Genomic DNA, 23,050 nt, shown 5'->3' with positions numbered 1-23,050 from the left:
GCGCGAATTCGATCTCCGCCGGGGTGGCGTTGGGCTGCTGGTCGCCGGTCGGCCAGTAAGAGCTCATGGTCTCCCAGAGCTTGCGGCCGTACAGGGACAGGCTGCTAGCCCGGTCCTGGTCGAGCCACCACTGGAACAGTTCGTCGCTGGGCCCGCCCCAGCCGATGTCGTCGCCGGCCGCGGCGATGTAGCCGTCCAGGGTCAGATTCATGCCGTAGATCAGTTTCCGCACGGCGCCAGCCTTCCGTCTCGTAGTGGTCGAGGGCGTCATTGAACTCTGTCGTCCCGCACATGATCAGCAGCCTCCTGTCCCTCATGGAGCCACCGTAACTGCCCATGATCTGGATGCAATAGCCTTCGGTCCGCATTTCAACTGAGCTGCCCGGTGAAGGATCCCCTGCGGGTGGCCGACTAATCCGACTCGGTGTCTCGAAACCTATGTGTCGCGAAACGCATGCCATGCAAGAGAACTCAAAGCCCGCGTGAGCGACACCAAGCAATCACGGAATGCCGCGACGAAGCGCCGGACTCCACAGGTGGCACCGCGCTCCGTGGCGCGCATTCCTTCAGCGCCGTGAAGAGGTGTCGGAGCGTCGTCGGGCCGGGCCAACGTTCCCGGCCACAGTGCCAGCCAAGTCCCGGGCGGCAGTGTGGCCTGGCGCTCCAAAGTGGAATAGTCGCCGGGACCGGGGGTAGCGTCGACACATGACACCTGGACGTCCTGTACCCCCGCCCCTTGCCAAGCCACTGCCGAACTCCGAGACCTCCGACACCACCGCGATCAGCGCCGCACACACCGGCGGCGCCACCCTGGTCGCCGCCTATGGCGCCACTGCACCGGACAGCGGACTCGTTCCCTTGACGGTGTCCCGCCGGGAGCCGAAGGCGGACGACATTGAGATCGCCATCGAATTTTGCGGACTGTGCCACTCGGACGTGCACGCCACGCGCGGCGAATGGGGCGGCGACACATATCCGCTGATCCCGGGCCACGAGATTGTCGGCCGGGTCGCCCGGGTCGGTTCCGCCGTCGACGATTTCACGGTCGGTGAGCGCGTGGGCGTGGGCTGCATGGTGGATTCCTGCCGCGAATGCGACAGTTGCCTGGACGGCCTCGAGCAGTACTGCGAAAACGGCATAACCGGAACGTACGGATCCAAGGATCCCCGCAACGGCGGCGCGATCACCCAGGGCGGCTACTCGACGTCGATCGTCGTGGACCGCAACTACGTCCTGCGGGTTCCGGAGGGCATGGACCCCGCCGCCGCCGCGCCCTTGCTCTGCGCGGGCATCACGACCTATTCCCCGCTGAACCACTTCGAGGTCGAGGAAGGCGACGTCGTCGGCGTTATCGGGCTCGGCGGCCTCGGCCACATGGCCGTCAAGATCGCCAAGGCCATGGGCGCGGAGGTGACGGTGTTCACGACGTCGGAGCAAAAGTTCGAGGCGGCCCGCGAACTGGGCGCCGACCACGTCATCCTTTCCACGGACCCGGCCGCGATGGAGGCCGCGGACCGCAGCATCGATGTCATCATCGACACCGTCGCTGCACCGCACGACCTCAACCCGTACTTCCGCACCCTGCGCGTGGACGGCGCGCTGTTCCAGCTGGGCCTGCCCTCGGAAGCGATGCCGCCCGTCAACCCCGGCGCACTGATCCGGCGCCGGATCGCGTACGCGGGGTCGCTGATCGGAGGCATCGCCGAGACCCAGGAGATGCTGGACTTCTGCGCCGAACACGGTGTGGTGTCCGACGTCGAGGTGGTCGGAGCGGACCAGCTCAACGAAGCCTACGACCGCATGGTGGCTGGAGATGTGAAGTACCGTTTTGTCCTGGACGTCAGCACCCTGGGGTCCCCGGCGGAAAAGGCGGATGTATGAGCACTCTCTTCACGAAAATCATCAACGGCGAGATCCCGGGCCGCTTCGTCTGGCGCGAGGACGACGTCGTGGCGTTCTTGACCGTGGGCCCGCTGGCCGACGGCCACACCCTCGTGGTGCCGATCGAGGAAGTGGACCGCTGGACGGACGCCTCACCCGAGGTCCTCGGCCGGGTCATGGAGGTCGCCCGTAGAATCGGCGCCGTGCAGGTGGACGTCTTCGACGCCGCCCGGGCCGGCCTGATCGTCGCGGGTTACGAAATCAACCACATGCACGTCCACGTGTGGCCTTCGAACTCCATGGCGGACTTTGATTTCGGCTCGGTGGACCAGCACCCGGATCCGGCAAAGCTGGACGCCAACGCGGAGAAGCTCCGCGAAGGCCTCCGAAAAGCCGGGCATTCGGAGTACGTCCCGGACGCCTAGCTCCAGACACGCCGGACTGGCGCCGGCGCAGCACTCCCCACGGGGGTCTACGCCGGTGCCAGTACTTTGTTAAGGGCCGCCCGGATGCGCTTTTCGGACACCGAGTAGGCGGTCCCGAGCTCGACGGCGAAGAGGCTCACCCTGAATTCCTCGATCATCCAGCGCACGTGGGTTAACTCCGCGCCGGCCCGCCGTCCGGGCAGCAGCGCGGAGACGGCGTCGTCGTAGTCGTCCTCGAGGGCCTGGACCGCGGCCATGTGCTGGGCGTCCCGCTGGACATTGCCCGGCAGCTTCTCGAGGCGCTTCTCGATCGCCGCCAGGTAGCGGGGCAGCTGGCTGAGCTGGGCGTAGCCCGTGCGTGCCACGAAACCCGGATAGACAAGCTGCTCAAGCTGGCTCTTGACGTCGTTCAGCGCGCTGATCAGGGCCAGGCTGGTGGTGCCTTTGAGCTGCTTTTCGATCCGGCGCGTGCTGGCGAGGACGCGTTCGACGACGGCGGTGACCGTGAAGACGGTGTCGATCAGCTCGGCCCGCACGGTGTCGTACAGTGCCTTGAACGAGGCCTCGTCCCACGGCAGCTCGGCCGGGGTGAGCTTGTCGATGGCGGCCAGGGCACAGTCCGCAATCAACGCGGTCACGGAGCCGTGCGGGTTCTGGCTGAACGTCAGTTTCTCGGTGTTGTTCAGGTGTTCCAGGACGTAGCGGTCCGGCGGTGGCACCTTCAGGGCCAGGAGCCGGATGACGCCGGCCCGCATGGCCTCCTGCTGTTCAGATGCGGTTTGAAAAAGCCGCAGTGCCACGGACGTTCCCTCGTCCACCAGGGCCGGGTAGCCGGTGACGGTGTGCCCGCCGACGTTGCCCTGGACCTCGCGCTGCACGGTTCCGAAAGTCCAGTCCTTGAGGCCGGACACTTCGCGGAACCCGCCCGGGGCGGCGGACGCGGCAGCCGCTGGTGCGGCCGATCGCGGCCCGGCTGCCCGTGAGGCGCCCGACGACGTGCCCGTCCCCTTGGGTGCGGCTGTCCCCCTGGCCGTGGGCGCCGTCGTGGCCGGGGTGGCACCGAGGGATTCCGCGATCGCCCGGCGGGTGGCCGGTGCCAGCCGCTCCTGCAGCGCCGTGAGGTCCTTACCCTCATCCAGTACCTTGCCGCGGGAATCCACCACCCGGAAACTGACCCGCAAATGCGCCGGCACGGCGTCCCAGTTCCAGGATCCCGGCGGGATGACCTGACCGCGGATCCGGCGCAGCACGAGTTCGAGCGACGGCTCGAGTTCGTCCTCGGCGGGATCGAAGTCGGCTTCCAACGCCGCGACGGCCTGGCGTGCCACGTCCGGCGCGGGTACGAAGTTCTTGCGGATCTGCTTGGGCAGCGACTTGATGAGCGCGGTGACAAGCTCCACGCGCTGCCCGGGGATCAGCCAGCGGAAAGCGGCGTCGTCGAGCTGGTTCAGGAACAGCACGGGGACCTCGGCGGTGACGCCGTCGGAAGGATTCGGCGGCGAGCCCGGAGCTACTGGGTGGAACTCGTAGCTCAGCGGCAGCTCAAAACCCTTGTGCAGCAAGGTCTTGGGGTAGGCCGAATCGTCCAGGGCCGCGGCGTCCTCGCTGATCAGCAGGGACTGGTCGAAGTCCAGCAGCTCGGGGTCCCGCTGCCGCGCGTCCTTCCACCACTTGTCGAAGTGCCGCTCGGAGACCACTTCCTTGCCGATCCGGGCGTCGTAGAACTCGAACAGGGTCTGGTCATCCACCAGGATGTCCCGGCGCCGCATCCGGGCCTCAAGTTCCTCGACCTCGTGGAGCAGGGCACGGTTGCGGTGGAAGAACTTGTGATGCGTCTGCCAGTCGCCTTCAACCAGCGCGTGCCGGATGAAGAGCTCGCGGCAGAGTTCGGGATCCACGTTGCCGTAGTTGACCCGCCGGCTCGGGATGATGGGCACGCCGTAAAGAGTGACCTTTTCGTGGGCCATCACCGCGCCCATCTTCTTGGACCAGTGCGGTTCGCTGTAGCTGCGCTTGACGAGGTCCGGTGCCACCTGCTCGGCCCACAGCGGATCGAACTTCGCCGCGACACGGGCCCAGAGCCGGCTCGTCTCCACGAGCTCCGCGGCCATGACGAAGGTGGGGGACTTCTTGAACAGCGCCGAACCCGGGAAGATCGCGAAGCGGCTGCCGCGGGCGCCGGCATATTCGCGCTTGCGCTCATCCAGGATGCCGATGTGGCTCAGCAGCCCGGAAAGCAGGCTGATGTGGATGCCGTCATGGTTGCCTACGGGATCGGCCAGGCGCTTGTTGTCCAGGCTGATGCCCAGCGGCCTGGCGAGCTGGCGCAGCTGGGCGAAGAGGTCCTGCCATTCGCGGACCCGCAGGTAGTTGATGAACTCGGTCCGGCAGAGCCGGCGGAACGCGGTGGAGGAGAGTTCCTGCTGCTTCTCCTGCAGGTAGTTCCAGAGGTTCAGGTAGCCGGTGAAGTCCGAGTTCTCGTCCCGGAAGCGGGCGTGCTTCTCCGCGGCGAGCTGCTGCTTATCGGTCGGACGCTCCCGCGGGTCCTGGATCGTCAGGGCGGCGGCGAGGATCATGACTTCGCGGACGCAGCCGCGCTTGCCGGATTCCACGATCATTCGGCCCAGGCGGGGGTCCACCGGCAGTTGGGCCAGTTGCTGCCCGACGGCGGTCAGCCCGCCACCGTTCCTGCCGCCGCCGCGGCCGGCAGCCTGTCGCCGGCCCGGGCGTCCGCCGCCGTCGCCCGTTTGTTCCTCGCCCCTCTGCTCCTCGCTCCTTTGTTCCTGGGTCCGCACGGGGCTGAGGGCGCCGAGTTCGCGCAGGAGGCTGACGCCGTCGTTGATGGCGCGTGAATCCGGCGGTTCGACGAAGGGGAAGTTCTCCACGTCCTTCGGTCCGCGGGCCACACCCATGGCGGTCATCTGCAGGATGACGGCCGCGAGGTTGGTGCGCAGGATTTCCGGGTCCGTGAACAGCGGCCGGGACTCGAAGTCCTCCTCGGAGTACAGACGGATGACGATGCCGTCCGAGACACGGCCGCAGCGGCCCGAGCGCTGGTTGGCCGAGGCCTGGGAGACACGCTCGATCGGCAGGCGCTGGACTTTGGTGCGGTGCGAGTAGCGCGAGATGCGGGCCGTGCCGGTGTCGATCACGTACTTGATGCCCGGGACGGTGAGCGAGGTTTCGGCGACGTTGGTGGCCAGCACAATCCGGCGTTTGCTGCCGGGGTGGAAGACCTTGTGCTGCTCCTGCAGGCTCAGCCGGGCGAAGAGGGGCAGGACCTCGGTGCCGGCCAGCCGCCGGTTGGACTGGATGCGGGCGTTGAGGGCCTCCGCCGCGTCCCGGATTTCGCGCTCGCCGGAGAAGAAAATGAGGATATCGCCGGGGGCTTCGAGGGCGAGCTCGTCGACGGCGTCGCACACCGCGTCGAGCGGGTCGCGGTCCTCTTCGAGTTCGTCGTCCGAGGTCGAGCCTTCGCCGGCGCCGTCTTCGGTGCCAGAACCGGCGCCGCCGGCGGGCTGTGAGAGCGGCCGGTAGCGGATTTCCACCGGGTAGGTCCGGCCCGAGACCTCGATGATGGGGGAGGGCTCTTCCTCGCTGCCGAAGTGCTTGGCGAAGCGCTCCGGATCGATGGTGGCCGAGGTGATGATGATCTTCAGGTCCGGGCGCTGCGGCAGGATCCGCTTGAGGTAGCCGAGGATGAAGTCGATGTTGAGGCTGCGCTCGTGGGCCTCGTCAATGATGATGGCGTTGTACTTGCGCAGCAGCTTGTCGCGCTGGATTTCTGCCAGCAGGATGCCGTCGGTCATGAGCTTGACCTTGGTGGAGCGGCTGACCTCGCCCGTGAACCGGACCTGGAAGCCGACTTCCTGGTCGATCTCGACGCCGAGTTCCTCCGCGATGCGTTCGGCAACAGTGCGGGCCGCGAGCCGGCGGGGCTGGGTGTGCCCGATCAGCCCGTTCTCGCCCAGGCCGAGTTCCAGGCACATCTTCGGGATCTGGGTGGTCTTACCCGAACCGGTCTCGCCGGCGATGATGGTCACCTGGTTGGCCGCGATGGCGGCCATCAGATCTTCGCGGCGCTCGGAAACCGGCAGCTCGGCGGGGTAGGAAATATGCAATGTCATGGCTGGAGACAGTCTACTGGGACGGACTGTCCGCCGGGCCCTGCGCATAGTGGGGGCCCGGCTGGAGGAGCCGGGCCCCGGGGCCGGTATGCGGACTCAGAAGATCCGCAGGGTGTAGTTGACGCTGGGGAGATCCCGGGCCATCCAGAACTCTTCCGAGCGGACGGGCGGGTTGTGGCCGAGGCCATCCTTGCGCAGGGCGGAGATGGTGGCGGTGATGACGGCGATGATCAGGATGATGACGGCGATTCCGAGGAGTTCCATACCTCCATGGTTCTCCGGTCAACACATGAAAGAAAGTGGCAGAAATGCCCAAAAAGCTATAATTTCTGCCACACTGGAATCATGATCAAATCAGTGGCAATGATCGTGGTCCCCAACTTCTCCATCTTCGAGTTCGCGACCGCGTTCGAGGTCTTCGGCATTGACCGCTCGGACCGCGGAAACGGCGTGCCCGCCTTCGATTTCCGGGTCTGCACCCCGGAGCCGGGTGACGTCCCGCTCAAGTCCGGACTGTCCATGCACGTCAGCTTCGGGCTGGAAGCGGCTGCGGACGCGGACCTGGTGGTGATGGCGCCTTACGGCCGGGACGAGGATGTTCCGGAATCCGTCCTGGACGCGCTGCGCGCCGCCCATGCGCGCGGCGCCTGGGTGATGTCCATCTGTTCCGGCGCGTTTGCCCTGGCCCGGGCGGGGCTGCTCGACGGCCGCCGCTGCACCACGCACTGGCACTACTCCCAGGAACTCGCCAGCCGGTACCCTGCCGTCCGGGTGGATGAAAACGTCCTCTACGTCGAAGACGACAGGATCATCACCAGTGCCGGGACGGCCGCGGGGATCGATGCCTGCCTGCACCTGATCCGCACTGAATTTGGTGCCAAAGTGGCCGCCGGCATCGCCCGTGACATGGTGGTCCCGCCGCACCGCGACGGCGGCCAGGCCCAGTACATCGACCGGCCCATCCCGCAATGCGGTTCGGAACCGATGGAACAGCTGCTGCAGTGGATCTTCCGGCACCTGGACGAGGAACACCCGGTCAACGAACTGGCCGCCCGGGTCCACATGTCGCCGCGGACGTTCGCGCGGCGGTTCCGCTCGGAAACGGGGGCGACCCCGGCGGCGTGGCTCAACTCGCAGCGGGTCCTGCGCGCCCAAGAGCTGCTGGAGACCACGGAACTCAACATTGACGAAATCGCGCGGGAAGCCGGTTTCGGGCATTCGGTCCTGCTGCGGCACCACTTCGCAAAGGCGCTGGACACCAGCCCGCAGTCCTACCGGCGCACGTTCCGGGGGCACCTGGCAACGGCATAAACGGCACCCGCCAGGGACAACGGCATAGGCAGCACGGGATGCCGACGGCTACCCGAGTTCCGCCGGGCCGCCCTCCTCGGCCGCAGCCCGGGCACTCTCGACAAGGTCCCGCCAGGGCCCCGTCAGTTCACGCTCCGGCAGGACCGCCCGGCGCTGATCGGCCCGGATGCTGTACATGAACCGGTCCGGCTGGCCGGTGGCCTCGCCGAGCACAGCGACGTCGTCCCACGGGCATGCCTCAATGAGCGGCTGCCACCGGTCGGTGTCGTCAGGCGGCTCGGGCCGGACGGTCCATGTCCTTTTCATTCCGGCCACGCCGCCGCTTCGCTGGACGATTATCTTCATGAGTCTGCGATCCTCACGACCTGGTGGCTGGGTTGGGATGCTGCGGCGTTTAGATGGCGCTGCGCTACAGCTTCACCTTCACAGTTTCCCACGCGGACCGCACGGCGTCATGCTCCTTGGAATCCGCCCCGAAAAGCTCCTTGGCAGAGGCGGCAGTGGCTTTGGCGAAGGCGCCGAACGTGGCATTCGGCGCCAGTGTGCCGCCGGTCAGGGTGTCGTACCAGATCTGCGCGGGGGCATCCCAGGCGTTGCCGCCGAGGGCCGTGGCAACGAGGCAGAAGGCACGGTTCGGGATGCCGGAGTTGATGTGCACCCCGCCGTTGTCCGCGCTCGTCCGTACATAGGAATCCATCGAGTCCGGCTGGGGATCCTTGCCGAGGACGTCGTCGTCGTACGCGGTACCCGGCGCCTTCATGGACCGCAGGGCGGCACCCTGAACCTGGTCTGTAAAGAGTCCTTCGCCGATTAGCCAACTCGCCTCCGTGGTGGACTGCTGCTTGGCGTACTGTTCCACCAGGGCGCCGAAGACGTCGGACAGGGATTCGTTGAGCGCGCCGGCCTGGTTGCGGTAGTTCAGGCCGCCTGAAAACTGCGCAACACCGTGGGCGAGTTCATGGCCGATCACGCTGAGCGACTTCGTGAACCGTTCGAAGACAACGCCGTCGCCGTCGCCGAACACCATCAGCCGGCCGTCCCAGAACGCGTTGTCGTAGCGTTTGCCGTAATGGACCGTGGCCTCGAGGGGAAGGCCCTTCCCGTCAATGGAGTCCCGACCAAAAGCGTCCGCGTAGAGACGGTGGGTGTGGCCCAGACCGTCGTAAGCTTCGTCCGCGGCCGGATCCCCGCTGGGCGGCTTGCCTTCGTTGCGGACCAGGCTGCCGGGCAACTGCTCCAGGGACCGGGCATCATAGATGGTGCGTTCCGGTGCCCCGGGCTTGAGCCCCCGCGCGGCGGGGACCGCCAGCAGGGTCAGCTCAGCGCGGGACGCCTGGAAACTCTTGACGTGCAGCAGTGCCTTCTGAGCGGCCTCCGCCGCGCCCGAGAAGCCAGGTTCCTGCTGGGCGGCCAAGCGGCGGAGCAAATAGGGCGGAACGATGGAACAGTAACCACCGGAACGGTAAGAGGCGGAACGGTAAGAGACGGAACGGAACATGTGAGACCCCCTTCATGCTTCGGGGCGTGCCCGGTAGCCCGCCACCGATGAACACAGCCTACGAGCGGGCACCGACAATCGGCAGGGGGAGAGCCGCGGGTTTTGCGCGTTCTTTCCGCCGGATTCCGTGCAAAAGACCCGGCACAAAAAACCCCGCCGTTTCAATGAAACGACGGGGTTTGTCTGTACTGCCTAACTGCTGTACTGCCTATCTTCTGTGCCCTCGATAGGATTCGAACCTACGACCTTCTGCTCCGGAGGCAGACGCTCTATCCCCTGAGCTACGAGGGCAGTCAGGATTCCTGCCGTTTCCGGCGGGACGTCCTAGAGCTTAGCAGGAAGGTGGCCTCCAACGGAAAATCGGCGCCCATCGGTCGCACGAGGCGCGTGCAGAGCGCGGGCCGAGAGGGGGGGGCTGAGCGCGTGCTGAGTGGGCAATGAACGCGGGCACGCGCGGGATGGGCAACCCCACTAGCTGCCCGCCCCGCCCGTCATGCCGGGCGCCAGATTCCGCCACACCTCGGGCCCACCGGTAGGCTAGAACTGTGACCCCAGAAGAACTCTCCCTCGCCATATCCGCCTGCCTGAAGGACGCCGTCGCGGCAGGCGAGATTGCCCTTTCCGCAGCCGACATCCCGGACGAGGTGCGCGTCGAGCGCCCGAAGAACAGGGACCACGGGGACTGGGCCACCAACGTCGCGCTCCAGCTGGCCAAGACGGCGGGCACCAACCCGCGGGAGTTCGCGTCCGTCCTGAGCGCCCGGCTGAAAACGATCGACGGCGTTTCCGCGGTGGACATCGCCGGCCCGGGCTTCCTGAACATCACCGTGGACGCCGCGGCCGCGGGCGCCCTCGCCAAGGCGATCGTCGAGGCAGGCGCGGACTACGGCACCAACACCGCGCTCGCCGGGCACGTGGTCAACATGGAGTTCGTCTCGGCCAACCCCACCGGCCCGCTGCACATCGGCCACACCCGCTGGGCCGCCCTCGGCGATGCGATCGCCCGCGTCCTCCGCGCCTCCGGCGCCGACGTCACGGCCGAGTACTACATCAACGACGCCGGCTCCCAGATGAACGTGTTCGCCAACTCCGTGTTCGCCAGGCTGCACGGCCGGGACGTGCCCGAGGGCGGTTACCCTGGCCAGTACATCGCCGACCTCGGCCATGAGGTGCTCAGCGAGCACCCCGGCATCCGTGAACTCACCGAAGTCGCAGCCCTGCCGGTGATCCGTGGCGCAGCGTACAAGGCGCAGATGCACGACATCAAGCAGACACTGGCCGGGTTCGGCGTCGACTTTGATGTCTTCTTCTCCGAGCAGGAACTTCACGACGCCGGCGCGATCGAAGACGCCGTCGCCCGCCTGCGCGAACAGGGCCACGTTTTCGACGACGGCGGCGCGGTGTGGCTCCGCACCACCGACTTCGGCGATGACAAGGACCGCGTGATGATCCGCGCGAACGGCGAGCCGACGTACTTCGCCGCCGACGCCGCCTACTACCTGTCCAAGAAGGACCGCGGCTACACCGAGAAGATCTACCTCCTCGGCGCCGACCACCACGGCTACATCAACCGGCTCAAGGCCATCGCGGCCGCCGCCGGCGACGACCCCGAGGTCAACATCGAGGTCCTGATCGGCCAGCTGGTCTCCGTCAACGGCGCCAAGCTGTCCAAGCGTGCCGGCAACATCATCGAGCTCAAGGACCTCATCGACTGGCTCGGCAAGGACGCCGTCCGCTACTCGCTCGCCCGGTTCCCGGCCGATTCGCCGCTGACCCTGGACCCCGAGCTGCTCAAGAAGCACAGCAACGAAAACCCGGTGTTCTACGTCCAGTACGCCCACGCCCGCTCCCGCGGCGCCGCGCGCAATGCCGTGGCCGCCGGCGTGGAGCGCAGTGTCGACGGCAAAGACTGCTTCGATGCCGCCCTGCTGGACCACGCCACCGAAAACGAGCTGCTCTCGCACCTGGGCAGCTACCCCTCGGTGGTGGCCAAGGCCGCCGAACTGCGCGAACCGCACCGCGTGGCCCGCCACCTGGAAGTCATCGCCGGCGCCTACCACCGCTGGTATGACGCCTGCCGGGTGGCGCCCCAGGGCGAGGAACCCATCACCGACACCAACCGGACCCGGCTCTGGCTCAACGACGCCACGAGCCAGGTGCTGGCCAACGGACTGGAACTGCTGGGCGTCTCGGCGCCGGAACGGATGTAATCGCCATGACCGCACATACAGGACAGTCCCCGCTCGCACCCGGCTGGCTTGAAGTCCCCGCCGACCTCAACGCCCTCCACGAACCGCTGTGGGCCGGCGGCGTCGCCCGGAACGACGCCGGCGAGCTCACCATCGAGGGGTTGACGGTCAGCGAACTGCAACGCGAATACGGGACGCCGCTGTTCGTGCTGAGCGAGACCGACTTCCGGGCCCGCGCCCGGGAGTTCAGCGACGCGTTCAACGACGCCTTCGCGGACATCTGTGGGGGAGTGGACGTCTACTACGCCGGCAAGTCCTTCCTGTGCACCTCCGTGGTCCGCTGGGTCGAGGAAGAAGGGCTGCGCCTGGATACCGCGTCCGGCGGCGAACTAGCCGTCGCCGCCCGCGCCGGCATCCCGGGCGCCGACGTCGCCCTGCACGGCAACAACAAGTCCGACGGCGAAATCCACCGGGCCCTGGACATGCAACTGGGCCGGATCGTGGTGGACAGCCTCGATGAGCTCGAACGCGTCGCGGCGATCGCGGCCAACCGGGGCGACACCGCGAAGGTCATGCTCCGGCTGACCCCCGGAGTGCACGCCCACACGCACGAATTCATCGCCACCGCCCACGAGGACCAGAAATTCGGTCTCTCCATGGCGCCGGACTCCACCGACCAGGCCGGGCTGTCCGCCGCTGAGGAAGCCGTGGCTGCGGCCATCGGGCACGAGAGCATCGAGCTGCTGGGCCTGCACTGCCACATCGGCTCCCAGATCTTCGAACCCGACGGCTTCGCCCTCGCCGCCGAAAAGCTTCTGGACTTCCTGGCCGCCATGCAGGTCAAGTACTCCATCGTGCTGCCCGAGCTGGACCTCGGAGGCGGCTACGGCATCGCTTACACCCCCGTTGACACGCCCCGACCGGCCGCCGAGATCGCGCAGGCGATGGCCGCCGTCGTCCGTTCCAAGTGCGCCGCGCTGGGTATTTCCGCTCCGCGGATCTCGATCGAACCGGGCCGCGCAATCGTCGGCAGCACGACGTTCACGCTGTACGAGGTCGGCACGCTCAAGACCGTCCGTGTGGACGCCCCGGGTTCCGAAGCCGGGGGAGCCGGCAACGACGTTACGTACCCCCGCCGGTATGTGTCGGTGGACGGCGGTATGAGCGACAACCCTCGCCCGGTGCTGTACGACGCGGATTATTCGGCAATTCTTGCCTCGCGGAGCTCCGACGCGGCCCCGCAGCTGTCCCGAGTAGTGGGCAAACATTGCGAGAGCGGCGACATAGTTGTTAGAGATGTATATCTGCCCGAGGACGTGGCAGCCGGTGATCTGCTTGCTGTACCGGGGACCGGCGCCTACTGCTGGGCCCTGTCAAGCAACTACAACTATCTGGCCCGGCCGGGCGTTGTCGCTGTCAGCGACGGATCTGCCCGGCTGATTGTCCGCGGGGAAACCGAAGAAGATCTGCTCAACCGCGACATGGGAGTCTGAATGACCGAATTGCGAACCCTGAAAGTGGCCCTGCTGGGCTGTGGCAACGTCGGGGCTCAGGTTGCGCGGATTCTCATTGACGACGCCGACGCCCTCGCGGCGCGCACAGGCGCCCGCCTCGAATTGGGCGGCATCGCTGTGCGCAACCTCGACGCCGAGCGCGATGTCGATCTGCCCCAGGAGCTGTTCACCACCGACGCCGAAACCCTCGTCAAGGACGCCGACCTCGTGATCGAGCTCATGGGCGGGATTGAGCCGGCCCGGACCCTGATCCTGACGGCTATGCGGCACGGGGCCTGCGTGGTCACCGGCAACAAGGCGCTCCTGGCCCAGGACGGTCCCACGCTCTACGAGGAAGCGGACAAGGCCGGCGTGCAGCTCTCCTACGAGGCCGCCGTCGCCGGAGCCATCCCCATCCTGCGGCCCATCCGGGACAGCCTGTCCGGCGACCGGATCACCCGGGTGCTCGGGATCGTCAACGGCACCACCAACTTCATCCTCGACCAGATGGACTCCACCGGCGCGCAGTTCGCCGATGCCCTGGCCGAAGCCCAGCGACTGGGCTACGCGGAAGCCGACCCCACCGCCGACATCGAGGGCTACGACGCCGCCGCCAAGGCAGCGATCCTTGCCTCGCTGTCCTTCCACACCCGGTTCGCCCTGGAAGACGTCTCCTGCGAGGGCATCACGGCCGTGACCGCGGCGGACATCGCCGCCGCGAAGGAGGCCGGCTTTGTCATCAAGCTGCTCGCGATTGCGGAGAAGCTGACGGACGAGGACGGCAAGACCGGCGTCTCCGTCCGCGTGCACCCGACGCTGTTGCCCCGCGAACACCCCCTGGCCGCTGTCCGCGGTGCGTTCAACGCCGTCTTCATCGAAGCCGAGAACGCCGGCGAACTCATGTTCTACGGCCAGGGCGCCGGCGGAACCCCGACGGCGTCCGCCGTGCTGGGCGACCTCGTCTCCGCGGCCCGCCGCATTGTCCTGGGCGGCCCCGGCCGGACCGAAACCACCACCGGGCACGTGCCGGCGCTGCCCATCGACGCAGCCATCACGAGCTACTACATCGGACTCGACGTCGCGGACCAACCCGGCGTCCTGGCCCGGATCGCCCAGCTCTTCGCGGAGCACGGCGTGTCCATCGAAATCATGCGGCAGACCATCCACCGCGACGCCGACTCCAACGTGGAGTCTGCCGAGCTGCGGATCGTGACACACCGTGCACGCGAAGCCGCACTTGCAGCAACCGTCGAGGCCGTCAAGCGCCTGGACGTCATCAATTCCGTCACATCCGTACTGCGGGTAGAAGGGGTCTAAGTGGCTCACCAATGGCGCGGTGTCATCCGCGAATACGCTGATCGTCTTCCTGTCACGGAAGCCACTAAGGTCATCACCCTGGGCGAGGGCGGCACCCCGCTCGTGCACGCCCGCCACCTCTCCGAGCTGACCGGCAGCACCGTCTACCTCAAGGTCGAGGGCATGAACCCGACCGGTTCCTTCAAGGACCGCGGCATGACCATGGCCATGACGGCAGCCGTGGCGGCCGGCGCCAAGGCCGTGGTCTGCGCCTCCACCGGCAACACCTCCGCTTCCGCCGCGGCCTACGCGACGGCGGCCGGGCTGCAGTGCGCGGTGCTGGTCCCCGAGGGCAAGATCTCGATGGGCAAGCTCAGCCAGGCGATCGCGCACGGAGCCACGCTGCTGCAGGTGGACGGCAACTTCGACAACTGCCTCGACATCGCCCGCAAGCTCGGCGAGTCCTACCCGGTGTTCCTGGTCAACTCCGTCAACCCGGCCCGGATCGAGGGCCAGAAGACCGGCGCCTTTGAAGTTGTCGATTCCCTCGGCGACGCCCCGGACTACCACGTCCTTCCGGTGGGCAACGCCGGCAACATCAGCGCGTACTGGAAGGGCTACAAGGAGTACGCCGCGGCGTACGAGTCGCCTACCGCCGGCTCGCTTCCCGCCGTCGCCACGAAGACCCCCGTCATGTGGGGCTTCCAGGCCGCCGGGGCTGCCCCGTTCGTGGCCGGCCACCCCATCACTGAACCCGATACCATCGCCACCGCCATCCGGATCGGCAACCCGGCCTCCTGGGACACCGCCGTGGCGGCCCGGGATGAATCCGGCGGCGTGATCGAGGCCGTCACGGACGAGGAAATCCTCTCCGCGCACCGCTGGCTCTCCGCCCGGGAAGGTGTCTTCGTGGAGCCCGGCTCCGCTGCGGGCGTCGCCGGCCTGATCAAGAAGCACGCTGCCGGGGAGGTTCCGGCCGGCAAGACGATCGTGATCACGGTGACCGGTCACGGGCTCAAAGACCCGCAGTGGGCCCTGCGCACCGAGGACGGCAGCGATGTGCAGCCGGTCAAGGTCTCCAACGACGTCGTCACCGTCGCCGCAGCTCTGGGACTGGAAGAAAAATAACGTTGGAAACCACCCTCACCGTCCCGGCTGAATCAGCGGCAGGCACTCCCGCCGTTCCGGCAGGCCAGCTTGTCACCGTGCGGGTGCCTGCCACCAGCGCCAACCTGGGCCCGGGGTATGACAGCCTCGGCCTGGCGCTGACGCTGCATGACACGCTCACCGTGGAAACCCTGGCCAGCGGTGAACTTGAATTCGAGCTCAGCGGAGAGGGTGCCGAGTCGCTGCCCCGCGACGCCACGCACCTCGTGGTCAAGGCCCTCACCGAGGCGCTGCACCGCCTCGGTTTCCGGCACGAAGGCCTGCGGATCACGGCGGACAACGTCAACCCGCACGGGCGCGGCCTGGGGTCCTCGGCCTCGGCCGTCGTGGCCGCCGTCAGTGCCGCCAATGCCCTGGTTCCGGAGGCGTCCCGGCGCGGCCGCGACTGGATTCTGCAGCTTACGAGCGAAATGGAAGGCCACCCGGACAACGTCGCACCCGCCATTTTCGGCGGACTGGCGCTGTCATGGCAGGACAGTGACCAGTACAGCAGCACGTGCGCTGCAGTGGCCCCCTCGGTGATTCCCGTCGTTGCCGTGCCGGACTACGAGCTCTCCACCGAAGCCGCGCGGGCGCTTCTGCCGGCCTCGGTGGGCCACCACGCCGCGGCCATGAACTCCGGCCGCGCCGCCCTGCTGATCCACGCACTGACCGCCAACCCGGAATTCCTGCTGCCGGGCACCGAGGATTACCTGCACCAGAGCTACCGCGCCGAAGCCATGCGGCCCAGCGCCGAGCTGATTGCCGCGCTGCGGCGGGCAGGGCACGCCGCCGTCGTCTCCGGTGCCGGGCCCACCGTGCTGGTCCTGGCCAACGGGGAAGCCGAAGCCCGCGAGGTTGTCGACTTCATCGGCGCCCACACGGCGGACAACACGCCGGAAGTGGGCTGGCGAGTGATGAAACTGGCCGTGGACGTTGAAGGTGCTAAAGTGGAAGTGCACCGGCGGTAAATACGCAGGCGGTAAATTAGTAACCGTTCTAAGACCGCGATGTTGGCCACGTAGCCTCTCTCATCTTTCACTGCGCAATATTTTCCGGTGCCACCTGCTTTCGGTCTGACGCAGGAATCAGCAGAATTGCTCTGCCCCCTGAAATCGTCAGCCCGCCGTTCCTCATTTCTCGGATCGTGCATGGTGAAGCAGTATCCGGCCCTGCTGGCCGAAATCCATCCGGCAAGGCCGAAATCACGGCTGCAGATCTGAACTGCAGCCCAGATCAAATCACCGCGTCCAGCTCTTAGCCTGGACGCCGTCGAGGGGGAAGGATCCTTCGTGACCGAAACCACTGAGCTGTCTCCGGCTGTGGATACATCTTCTGCTGCCGGATCAACGGCAGCACCCGCCAAGAGCAGCGGCCTTGCAGGCCTTAAGCTCGCCCAGCTCCAGGCCCTCGCCAGCCAGCTGGGTATTTCCGGCGGATCCCGCATGCGCAAGGGCGATCTGGTCACGGCCATTTCCGCCCACCGCGCAGGCACCCCGGTAAGCAAGGCTCCGGCCCGTGCTGCTGAAAAGGCGACCGACAACGGCACCGTTTCGCAGGCAGCCGCTCCGGCAGCTGCACCGGTAACCGTGCCCGCCGCCGGCAACGAGGCCGCTGCCCAGGAAAGCCCGGCCCAGGAAAGCCCCCGGGCCCGCCGCGGCCGCAGCCGCCGTGCAGGCAGCGACGGCGTCGTCACGGCGGCCGCCGCAGAGGCACCCGCCACGACTCCGGCAGAAGCCCCTGCGGTTTCCACGGAGTCCGGCGAAGCCGGAGCTCGCACTGCGGAAACCCGCGCTGCCGAAACCGGCCCGGCCGTGTCCGCGACGGAAGGCAGCGACCGCACGCGTCAGCCGCGCACCCGCAACCGCCGCCGCGGCGAAGCCGCAGCTCAGGTCACCGAGGCTGCCGGTCAGAACGCCGGCGAAGTCCAGGCCGAACAGCCCGCAGCCGAGCAGCGTGAACAGCGCACTGAACAGCGTGAACAGCGCACTGAACAGCGTGAACTGCGCACTGAACAGCGTGAACAGCGCCAGGCCGAGCCGGGCAGTGAAGACGGCCAGCGCCGCGACACCACCCGCACCCGTGGCGAAGCCGCCGGCACCCGCGACAACACCCGCGAGAGCGAAGAAACCGACGGCGGAAGCCGCCGGAACCGCCGCAACCGACGTGACCGCAACGACCGCCAGGGCCAGCAGGACAGCCGCGACAACTCCTCGCGCAACGACCGCTTCCGCGACCGCAACGACCGCCGCCGCGGACGTGCGCAGGGACCGGACGTCGACGACGTCGAGGTCACCGAGGACGACGTCCTCCTGCCGGTCGCCGGCATCCTCGACGTGCTCGAGAACTACGCGTTCATCCGCACGTCCGGCTACCTGCCGGGCCCGAACGACGTGTATGTCTCGCTCGCCCAGGTCAAGAAGTACAACCTGCGCAAGGGCGACGCCGTCGTTGGTGCCATCCGGGCACCGCGCGAAGGCGAGGACCGCAGCCAGCAGTCCGCCCGCCAGAAGTTCAACGCACTTGTCCGCGTCACCTCGGTCAACGGCAAGACTCCCGAGGAACTCAAGGACCGCGTCGAATTCGCGAAGCTCGTCCCGCTGTACCCCTCCGAGCGCCTGCGCCTCGAGACGGACCCGAAGAAGATTGGCCCCCGTGTCATCGACCTCGTCGCCCCGATCGGCAAGGGCCAGCGCGGCCTGATCGTTTCGCCGCCGAAGGCCGGCAAGACGCTCATCCTGCAGTCCATCGCCAACGCGATTACCACCAACAATCCTGAGGTCCACCTCATGATGGTGCTCGTTGACGAACGCCCCGAAGAAGTCACGGACATGCAGCGCACCGTCAAGGGTGAGGTCATTGCCTCCACCTTCGACCGTCCCGCCGACGACCACACCACCGTGGCCGAACTCTCCATCGAACGCGCCAAGCGCCTCGTGGAAATGGGCATGGACGTCGTCGTGCTCCTGGACTCCATGACCCGTCTGGGCCGCGCCTACAACCTGGCAGCACCGGCCTCCGGCCGCATCCTGTCCGGTGGTGTGGACTCCGCAGCGCTGTACCCGCCGAAGCGCTTCTTCGGCGCAGCCCGCAACATCGAAAACGGTGGCTCGCTCACCATCCTGGCCACCGCTCTCGTCGAGACCGGCTCCAAGATGGACGAGGTCATCTTCGAAGAGTTCAAGGGCACCGGCAACATGGAACTGCGCCTGTCCCGCCAGTTGGCTGACAAGCGCATCTTCCCGGCCGTGGACGTCAACGCGTCCGGTACCCGCCGCGAAGAGAACCTGCTTTCCCCCGAGGAAGTCAAGATCATGTGGAAGCTGCGCCGCGTCCTCTCCGGACTGGAAACGCAGCAGAGCCTTGAACTGCTGACTAACAAGATCCGGGAGACCCAGAGCAACGTCGAGTTCCTCATGCAGGTGCAGAAGACGACGCTTGGTGCGAAGTCCGATAACGACAAGTAGCTGCTCTAACCGCTAGATTCTGGCGGTCCCGCGCGCTAACGCCGCACGGGTTTTTCCGCCCCCGCCCCTACGCCGGGTGGCTTGCGATCTACGATCGCAAGCCACCCGGCTCCGGCAGGCCCGAAGCCACTCCCGGGGCGGAAAAACCCGTGCGGCTTCGTCGTTAAGTCGCCAGCCGCGGTTCAGTTCTTGTGTCGTAACTAGACTTGGTTTCAAGTCGAAAGAGGTTTTGAAAATGTTTGAGTCCGTACAGGGCCTGTTGGATGAGCATGACGCTATCCAGGCCCAGCTTGGGGATCCTGCTGTCTATGCTGACCAGCGGCTGGCCCGGAAACTGGGGCGGCGTTCTGCTCAGCTGAACGGCATTGTGGAGGCTTACCACCGCTGGGAAGGCATCCGCGATGACCTGGCCGCTGCCAAGGAAATGGCGGACGAGGACCCCGAGTTCGCCGCCGAGGTACCCGAACTGGAGGCTGCCCTGGAGACGGCGGCGGCCAAACTGCGCCGGCTGCTGATCCCGCGCGACCCGGACGATGCCCGCAACGTGATCCTTGAGGTCAAGGGCGGCGAAGGCGGCGACGAGGCTGCCCTGTTCGCTGCGGACCTCCTGCGGATGTACAGCCGCTACGCGGAATCCCGCGGCTGGAAGACCGAGATCATCTCCGCCACGGAATCGGACCTTGGCGGCTACAAGGACGTCCAGATGGCCGTCAAGGGCAACTCGAACGACCCCGCAGAGGGCGTGTACGCGCGGCTCAAGTTCGAAGGCGGCGTCCACCGGGTGCAGCGCGTCCCCGTGACCGAGTCCCAGGGCCGCATCCACACATCTGCCGCCGGCGTGCTAGTGCTCCCCGAAGTGGACGAACCCGAAGAACTCGAGATCAACCAGAACGACCTCAAGATCGACGTCTACCGCTCCTCCGGTCCGGGCGGGCAGTCCGTGAACACCACCGACTCGGCCGTGCGCATCACCCACCTTCCCACCGGCATCGTCGTGGCCATGCAGAACGAGAAGTCGCAGCTGCAAAACCGCGAAGCCGGCATGCGCGTGCTGCGCGCCCGCATCCTGGCACACCAGCAGGAGCTGATCGACGCCGAGAACTCGGCCCAGCGCAAGTCGCAGATCCGCACCATGGACCGCTCCGAGCGCATCCGCACCTACAACTACCCGGAAAACCGGATCGCGGACCACCGCACCGGCTACAAGGCCTACAACCTGGACCAGGTCATGAACGGTGACCTGGAACCGGTCATCCAGTCGGCCATCGAACTGGACGAGCAGTCCAGGCTCGACGCCATCGGCGAATAGGCCCCGGTCACCCCGTGATGACAGCAGGCAATGGTCCCAGCCTTGCGGAGGCCGTCCGCGAGGCGACCGAGGTGCTGGCCGCGGCCGGCGTGCCCAGCCCGCGCGTTGACGCCGAGCTCCTGGCCGAGCACCTGCTCGGCGTCGGGCTCGGCCGGCTGCGCGCACTGATGCTCGGCGACGCCCCGGCACCCGAGGGTTATGCCGACCTCGTCGCCGAACGGGCGCAACGGATCCCGCTGCAGCACATCACCGGCGTGGCGCACTTCCGCTACCTCGAACTCGCCGTCGGCCCCGGTGTCTTCATTCCGCGGCCGGAAACTGAATCCGTGGTGCAACTGGTGATTGACCGGCTGCAGGGCATGGCGCACCCCAAAGTGGTGGACCTGGGCACCGGATCCGGTGCGATCGCAGGCTCGATCGCGCACGAGATCCCCGGGGCCGAGGTCCATGCGGTGGAGTACAGTGTCTTCGCGCACGCCTGGGCGGCGAAAAACTTGGCTCCCCTTGGCGTCCACCTCGTCCGCGGCGACTTGCGCGACGCGCTGCCGGAACACAACGGCACCTTCGACGTCGTCGTCTCCAACCCGCCCTACATTCCCGCTGAAGCGATCCCGAACGAACCGGAAGTGGCGCTGCACGACCCGCCCGAGGCGCTGTACGGCGGGGGAGCGGACGGCATGGAACTTCCGACGGCGGCGGCCGCTTCGGCTGCCCGGCTGCTGGTCCCCGGCGGCTACTTTGTGATGGAGCACGCTGAAGTGCAATCGGAATGGATCGCCGCGATGCTCACCCGCACCGGGCTATGGTCCGAGGTGACGACGCACCCGGACCTCAACGGCAAGGACCGTGCCACCAGCGCTGTGCTGGCAGTGTCAGTACTGCCGCCGTCAGGGCTGTCGGAGCCGGCACGGCCAGAGCAGACACCGTCCGAATCGTGTGACAAGTGATGAAAGAATAGGCCAGTGACGACTAGCTACGATTGCACGGCAGCTGAGCAGCGCGCCGCAGGACTCGAACACGCCCAGCGGGCCATCCGTGAGAACAAGTGCGTGGTCTTCCCCACGGACACGGTCTACGGCATTGCCGCCGACGCCTTTTCACCCCTGGCTGTGACCCTGCTGCTCGCGTCCAAGGGCCGCAGCAGGAAGATGCCGCCGCCCGTGCTGATCCCCAGGCTCAACGCCCTGGACGGTCTGGCCACGGAAGTTCCCGCCGAGGCGCGGCGGCTGGCCGAGACCTTCTGGCCCGGCGGCCTGACCCTGATCCTGCACGCCCAGCCGTCACTGGACTGGGATCTCGGCGAGACCAAGGGCACGGTGGCCCTGCGGATCCCGGCTGACGAGATCGCCCAGGACCTCCTGACGCTCACCGGACCCCTCGCCGTGTCTTCCGCCAACCGCACCGGGCACGCGGCGGCGCAGACCGCCGCGGACGCCGAAGCCCAGCTGGCCGAATCCGTGGAGGTCTACCTTGAGGGCGGCCCGCGGCCCGCCGACGGCGCCGAGGCCCTCGCTTCGACCATCGTCGACGCGACCGCCCTGCCGCTGCGCGTGGTCCGCCAGGGAGCCATCAGCCTCGAACGCCTGCGCGCCGTGGTTCCGGACCTCGTGGACGTCGACGGCAACGCCCCCGAGGCTGCGGCGTCTGTGGACGCCTCCGCCAAGGCAGCCGTGCCTGACGCCGTTGCGGCCGAGGCAGCTGTCCCTGAGTCCGGCGACGCGCCTGGCACGGGATCCGGCTCCGCATGACGCTGGAGCGCCAGCACGTCCCCTTCCTCGACGTCGAGGCGACCCCCCTCACGGTCTCAGAGCTGACCGCTGTCCTGAGCACGTACATCGCCGAGGGCAGTACCCGGATTGTCGTGGGACACAACCTGCACAGCGTGACGCTGCTGCACTCCGATCCCGCCTTCCGGTCGTTTTACCAGCGCAGCGACGTGGTGCTGATCGACGGCGCCCCGGTGCTGTGGCTCTGGGCCAAGACCGGCGAAGACGACGACGGCCGGGGCCCCGTGATGGACTACCGTCTGGGGTCCACCGACTGGATTCCCGCCCTCGGCAACGTCGAGGGCCTCGAACGGATTGCAGTGATCGGCGCAGGCGCCGTGGCCAACGCAGGCGCCGTGGCCAGGCTGCGGGAAATCGTTCCCGGCGCGCGCGTCGACGGCATGCCCGGCGAAGGCTGGAACCGGGACCTTGAGGAAAGCGCCATCGAATGGCTCTCCCGGCTACGTCCGCAGCTTGTGCTCCTGGGCCTGGGCATGCCGTTGCAGGAACAGGTCCTGGCTCGGCGGCGTGCCATGCTCCCGCCGGCCGTCTACTGCGCCGTCGGCGGTGCCATTGAACAGATTGCCGGTGTCCAGAAGCTGGCGCCGCGCTGGATCGGGCGGCTCGGGCTCGAATGGGCCTGGCGGCTCATTCTCCACCCGCAGCGGGTGGCCTACCGGGTGTTCGGCGAGCCCTGGGTGCTGATCGGCCTGCTGCTGCGCCGGCGGCTGCGCCGGCGGCTGCGCCGGCAGCCTTAGCGCCGGCAACGGCAACGGTCAGAACTTCTGGTCCTCCAGGGGACCGAAGCCCTTGCCGCGGAGGCCGGTGGAAAATGCACGGAACCAGTCGGCGAGGCCGCGGACGTCGCCGCTGCGCAGGAAGTAGCCGAGGTAGCCGCCCACGTCCGCGATGAAGGACTTGACCCGGAAATGGCGGCGGATCATGTAGCCGCGGTTCCGGTAGTAGAAGTAGCGCTTGAAGGCGGAGTCCGGAACGATCACGTGCCACCGGGCGCCGAAGACGTGCTTGGTTTCGGAAAACGCGTGCGGGTGGGTGATGGCGGCGGTGGTGACCGTGCCGAAGCGGATGCCGGCCTTCCGCAGCCGCAGCGTGAAGTCCACCTCGTCGCCGCGGATGAACAG

General features: G+C 67.4%; 19 protein-coding genes and 1 tRNA gene. 13 read left to right on the top strand and 7 right to left on the bottom strand.

Going from position 1 to position 23,050, the window contains the following annotated elements:
- Nucleotides 1-232: dihydrofolate reductase family protein (locus tag BLR03_RS22625; protein WP_175460672.1), on the bottom strand; the 232-nt coding region annotated here is incomplete at its 3' end.
- 473 nt (nt 233-705) lie between these two features.
- Between BLR03_RS22625 and BLR03_RS22620 the strand changes: the two genes are divergently transcribed.
- Both BLR03_RS22620 and BLR03_RS22615 read left to right on the top strand, forming a co-directional pair.
- Nucleotides 706-1,881: an NAD(P)-dependent alcohol dehydrogenase gene (locus tag BLR03_RS22620; RefSeq protein WP_091256701.1), complete on the top strand. Its 1,176-nt coding sequence runs from the start codon at nt 706-708 to the stop codon at nt 1,879-1,881.
- Nucleotides 1,878-2,306, top strand: coding sequence for an HIT family protein (locus BLR03_RS22615; protein WP_091256700.1), 429 nt, complete (start codon nt 1,878-1,880; stop codon nt 2,304-2,306). The genes BLR03_RS22620 and BLR03_RS22615 overlap by 4 nt, the downstream gene beginning before the upstream one ends.
- Nucleotides 2,307-2,353: 47 nt before the next feature.
- Here BLR03_RS22615 and hrpA read toward each other — a convergent pair whose 3' ends face one another.
- Both hrpA and BLR03_RS24625 read right to left on the bottom strand, forming a co-directional pair.
- Nucleotides 2,354-6,433, bottom strand: a complete 4,080-nt coding sequence (gene hrpA / locus BLR03_RS22610; RefSeq protein ID WP_091256699.1) for an ATP-dependent RNA helicase HrpA — start codon at nt 6,431-6,433, stop codon at nt 2,354-2,356.
- Between the two features lie 96 nt (nt 6,434-6,529).
- The gene (locus BLR03_RS24625; protein WP_175460671.1) at nt 6,530-6,697 is read right to left on the bottom strand and encodes a hypothetical protein; all 168 of its coding nucleotides are present in this window, start codon (nt 6,695-6,697) and stop codon (nt 6,530-6,532) included.
- An 81-nt stretch (nt 6,698-6,778) separates the two neighbouring features.
- Here BLR03_RS24625 and BLR03_RS22605 point away from each other — a divergent pair, with 81 nt between their 5' ends.
- Complete coding sequence (locus tag BLR03_RS22605; protein WP_091256697.1) at nt 6,779-7,744, top strand: GlxA family transcriptional regulator; 966 nt, start codon at nt 6,779-6,781, stop codon at nt 7,742-7,744.
- Nucleotides 7,745-7,792: 48 nt separating this feature from the next.
- Here BLR03_RS22605 and BLR03_RS22600 read toward each other — a convergent pair whose 3' ends face one another.
- The 3 genes from BLR03_RS22600 to BLR03_RS22590 form a co-directional block, all read right to left on the bottom strand.
- Nucleotides 7,793-8,089, bottom strand: a complete 297-nt coding sequence (locus BLR03_RS22600) for a protealysin inhibitor emfourin (RefSeq protein ID WP_091256696.1) — start codon at nt 8,087-8,089, stop codon at nt 7,793-7,795.
- Between the two features lie 64 nt (nt 8,090-8,153).
- Complete coding sequence (locus BLR03_RS22595; RefSeq protein WP_091256694.1) at nt 8,154-9,242, bottom strand: M4 family metallopeptidase; 1,089 nt, start codon at nt 9,240-9,242, stop codon at nt 8,154-8,156.
- 218 nt (nt 9,243-9,460) lie between these two features.
- A tRNA-Arg gene (locus BLR03_RS22590) sits at nt 9,461-9,533 on the bottom strand.
- A 254-nt stretch (nt 9,534-9,787) separates the two neighbouring features.
- Between BLR03_RS22590 and argS the strand changes: the two genes are divergently transcribed.
- The 10 genes from argS (at nt 9,788) to BLR03_RS22540 (ending at nt 22,666) form a co-directional block, all read left to right on the top strand.
- Nucleotides 9,788-11,452, top strand: a complete 1,665-nt coding sequence (argS, locus tag BLR03_RS22585; protein ID WP_091256693.1) for an arginine--tRNA ligase — start codon at nt 9,788-9,790, stop codon at nt 11,450-11,452.
- Between the two features lie 5 nt (nt 11,453-11,457).
- Complete coding sequence (gene lysA / locus BLR03_RS22580) at nt 11,458-12,924, top strand: diaminopimelate decarboxylase (protein ID WP_091256691.1); 1,467 nt, start codon at nt 11,458-11,460, stop codon at nt 12,922-12,924.
- Complete coding sequence (locus BLR03_RS22575; protein WP_091256690.1) at nt 12,925-14,241, top strand: homoserine dehydrogenase; 1,317 nt, start codon at nt 12,925-12,927, stop codon at nt 14,239-14,241.
- Complete coding sequence (gene thrC, locus BLR03_RS22570) at nt 14,242-15,348, top strand: threonine synthase (RefSeq protein WP_091256688.1); 1,107 nt, start codon at nt 14,242-14,244, stop codon at nt 15,346-15,348. It begins immediately after the preceding gene.
- Between the two features lie 2 nt (nt 15,349-15,350).
- Nucleotides 15,351-16,337 (top strand): homoserine kinase, encoded by a 987-nt coding sequence (gene thrB, locus BLR03_RS22565; RefSeq protein ID WP_091256687.1) that lies wholly within the window; start codon nt 15,351-15,353, stop codon nt 16,335-16,337.
- A 321-nt stretch (nt 16,338-16,658) separates the two neighbouring features.
- The gene (gene rho, locus BLR03_RS22560) at nt 16,659-18,833 is read left to right on the top strand and encodes a transcription termination factor Rho (RefSeq protein WP_091256684.1); all 2,175 of its coding nucleotides are present in this window, start codon (nt 16,659-16,661) and stop codon (nt 18,831-18,833) included.
- A gap of 235 nt (nt 18,834-19,068) precedes the next feature.
- Nucleotides 19,069-20,142: a peptide chain release factor 1 gene (gene prfA / locus BLR03_RS22555; RefSeq protein ID WP_091256683.1), complete on the top strand. Its 1,074-nt coding sequence runs from the start codon at nt 19,069-19,071 to the stop codon at nt 20,140-20,142.
- 17 nt (nt 20,143-20,159) lie between these two features.
- Nucleotides 20,160-21,089: a peptide chain release factor N(5)-glutamine methyltransferase gene (gene prmC / locus BLR03_RS22550; RefSeq protein WP_254788661.1), complete on the top strand. Its 930-nt coding sequence runs from the start codon at nt 20,160-20,162 to the stop codon at nt 21,087-21,089.
- Nucleotides 21,090-21,104: 15 nt separating this feature from the next.
- Nucleotides 21,105-21,890 (top strand): L-threonylcarbamoyladenylate synthase, encoded by a 786-nt coding sequence (locus BLR03_RS22545; RefSeq protein WP_091256681.1) that lies wholly within the window; start codon nt 21,105-21,107, stop codon nt 21,888-21,890.
- Complete coding sequence (locus BLR03_RS22540) at nt 21,887-22,666, top strand: WecB/TagA/CpsF family glycosyltransferase (RefSeq protein WP_091256680.1); 780 nt, start codon at nt 21,887-21,889, stop codon at nt 22,664-22,666. Before BLR03_RS22545 ends, BLR03_RS22540 begins: the two co-directional genes overlap by 4 nt.
- A gap of 18 nt (nt 22,667-22,684) precedes the next feature.
- Here the strand turns inward: BLR03_RS22540 and BLR03_RS22535 are convergent.
- Nucleotides 22,685-23,050: glycosyltransferase family 2 protein (locus BLR03_RS22535; protein ID WP_368086999.1), on the bottom strand; the 366-nt coding region annotated here is incomplete at its 5' end.

Source organism: Arthrobacter sp. ok909 (assembly GCF_900104405.1).
Taxonomy (GTDB): domain Bacteria; phylum Actinomycetota; class Actinomycetes; order Actinomycetales; family Micrococcaceae; genus Arthrobacter; species Arthrobacter humicola.
This window is presented reverse-complemented; position numbering and strand designations above follow the sequence as displayed.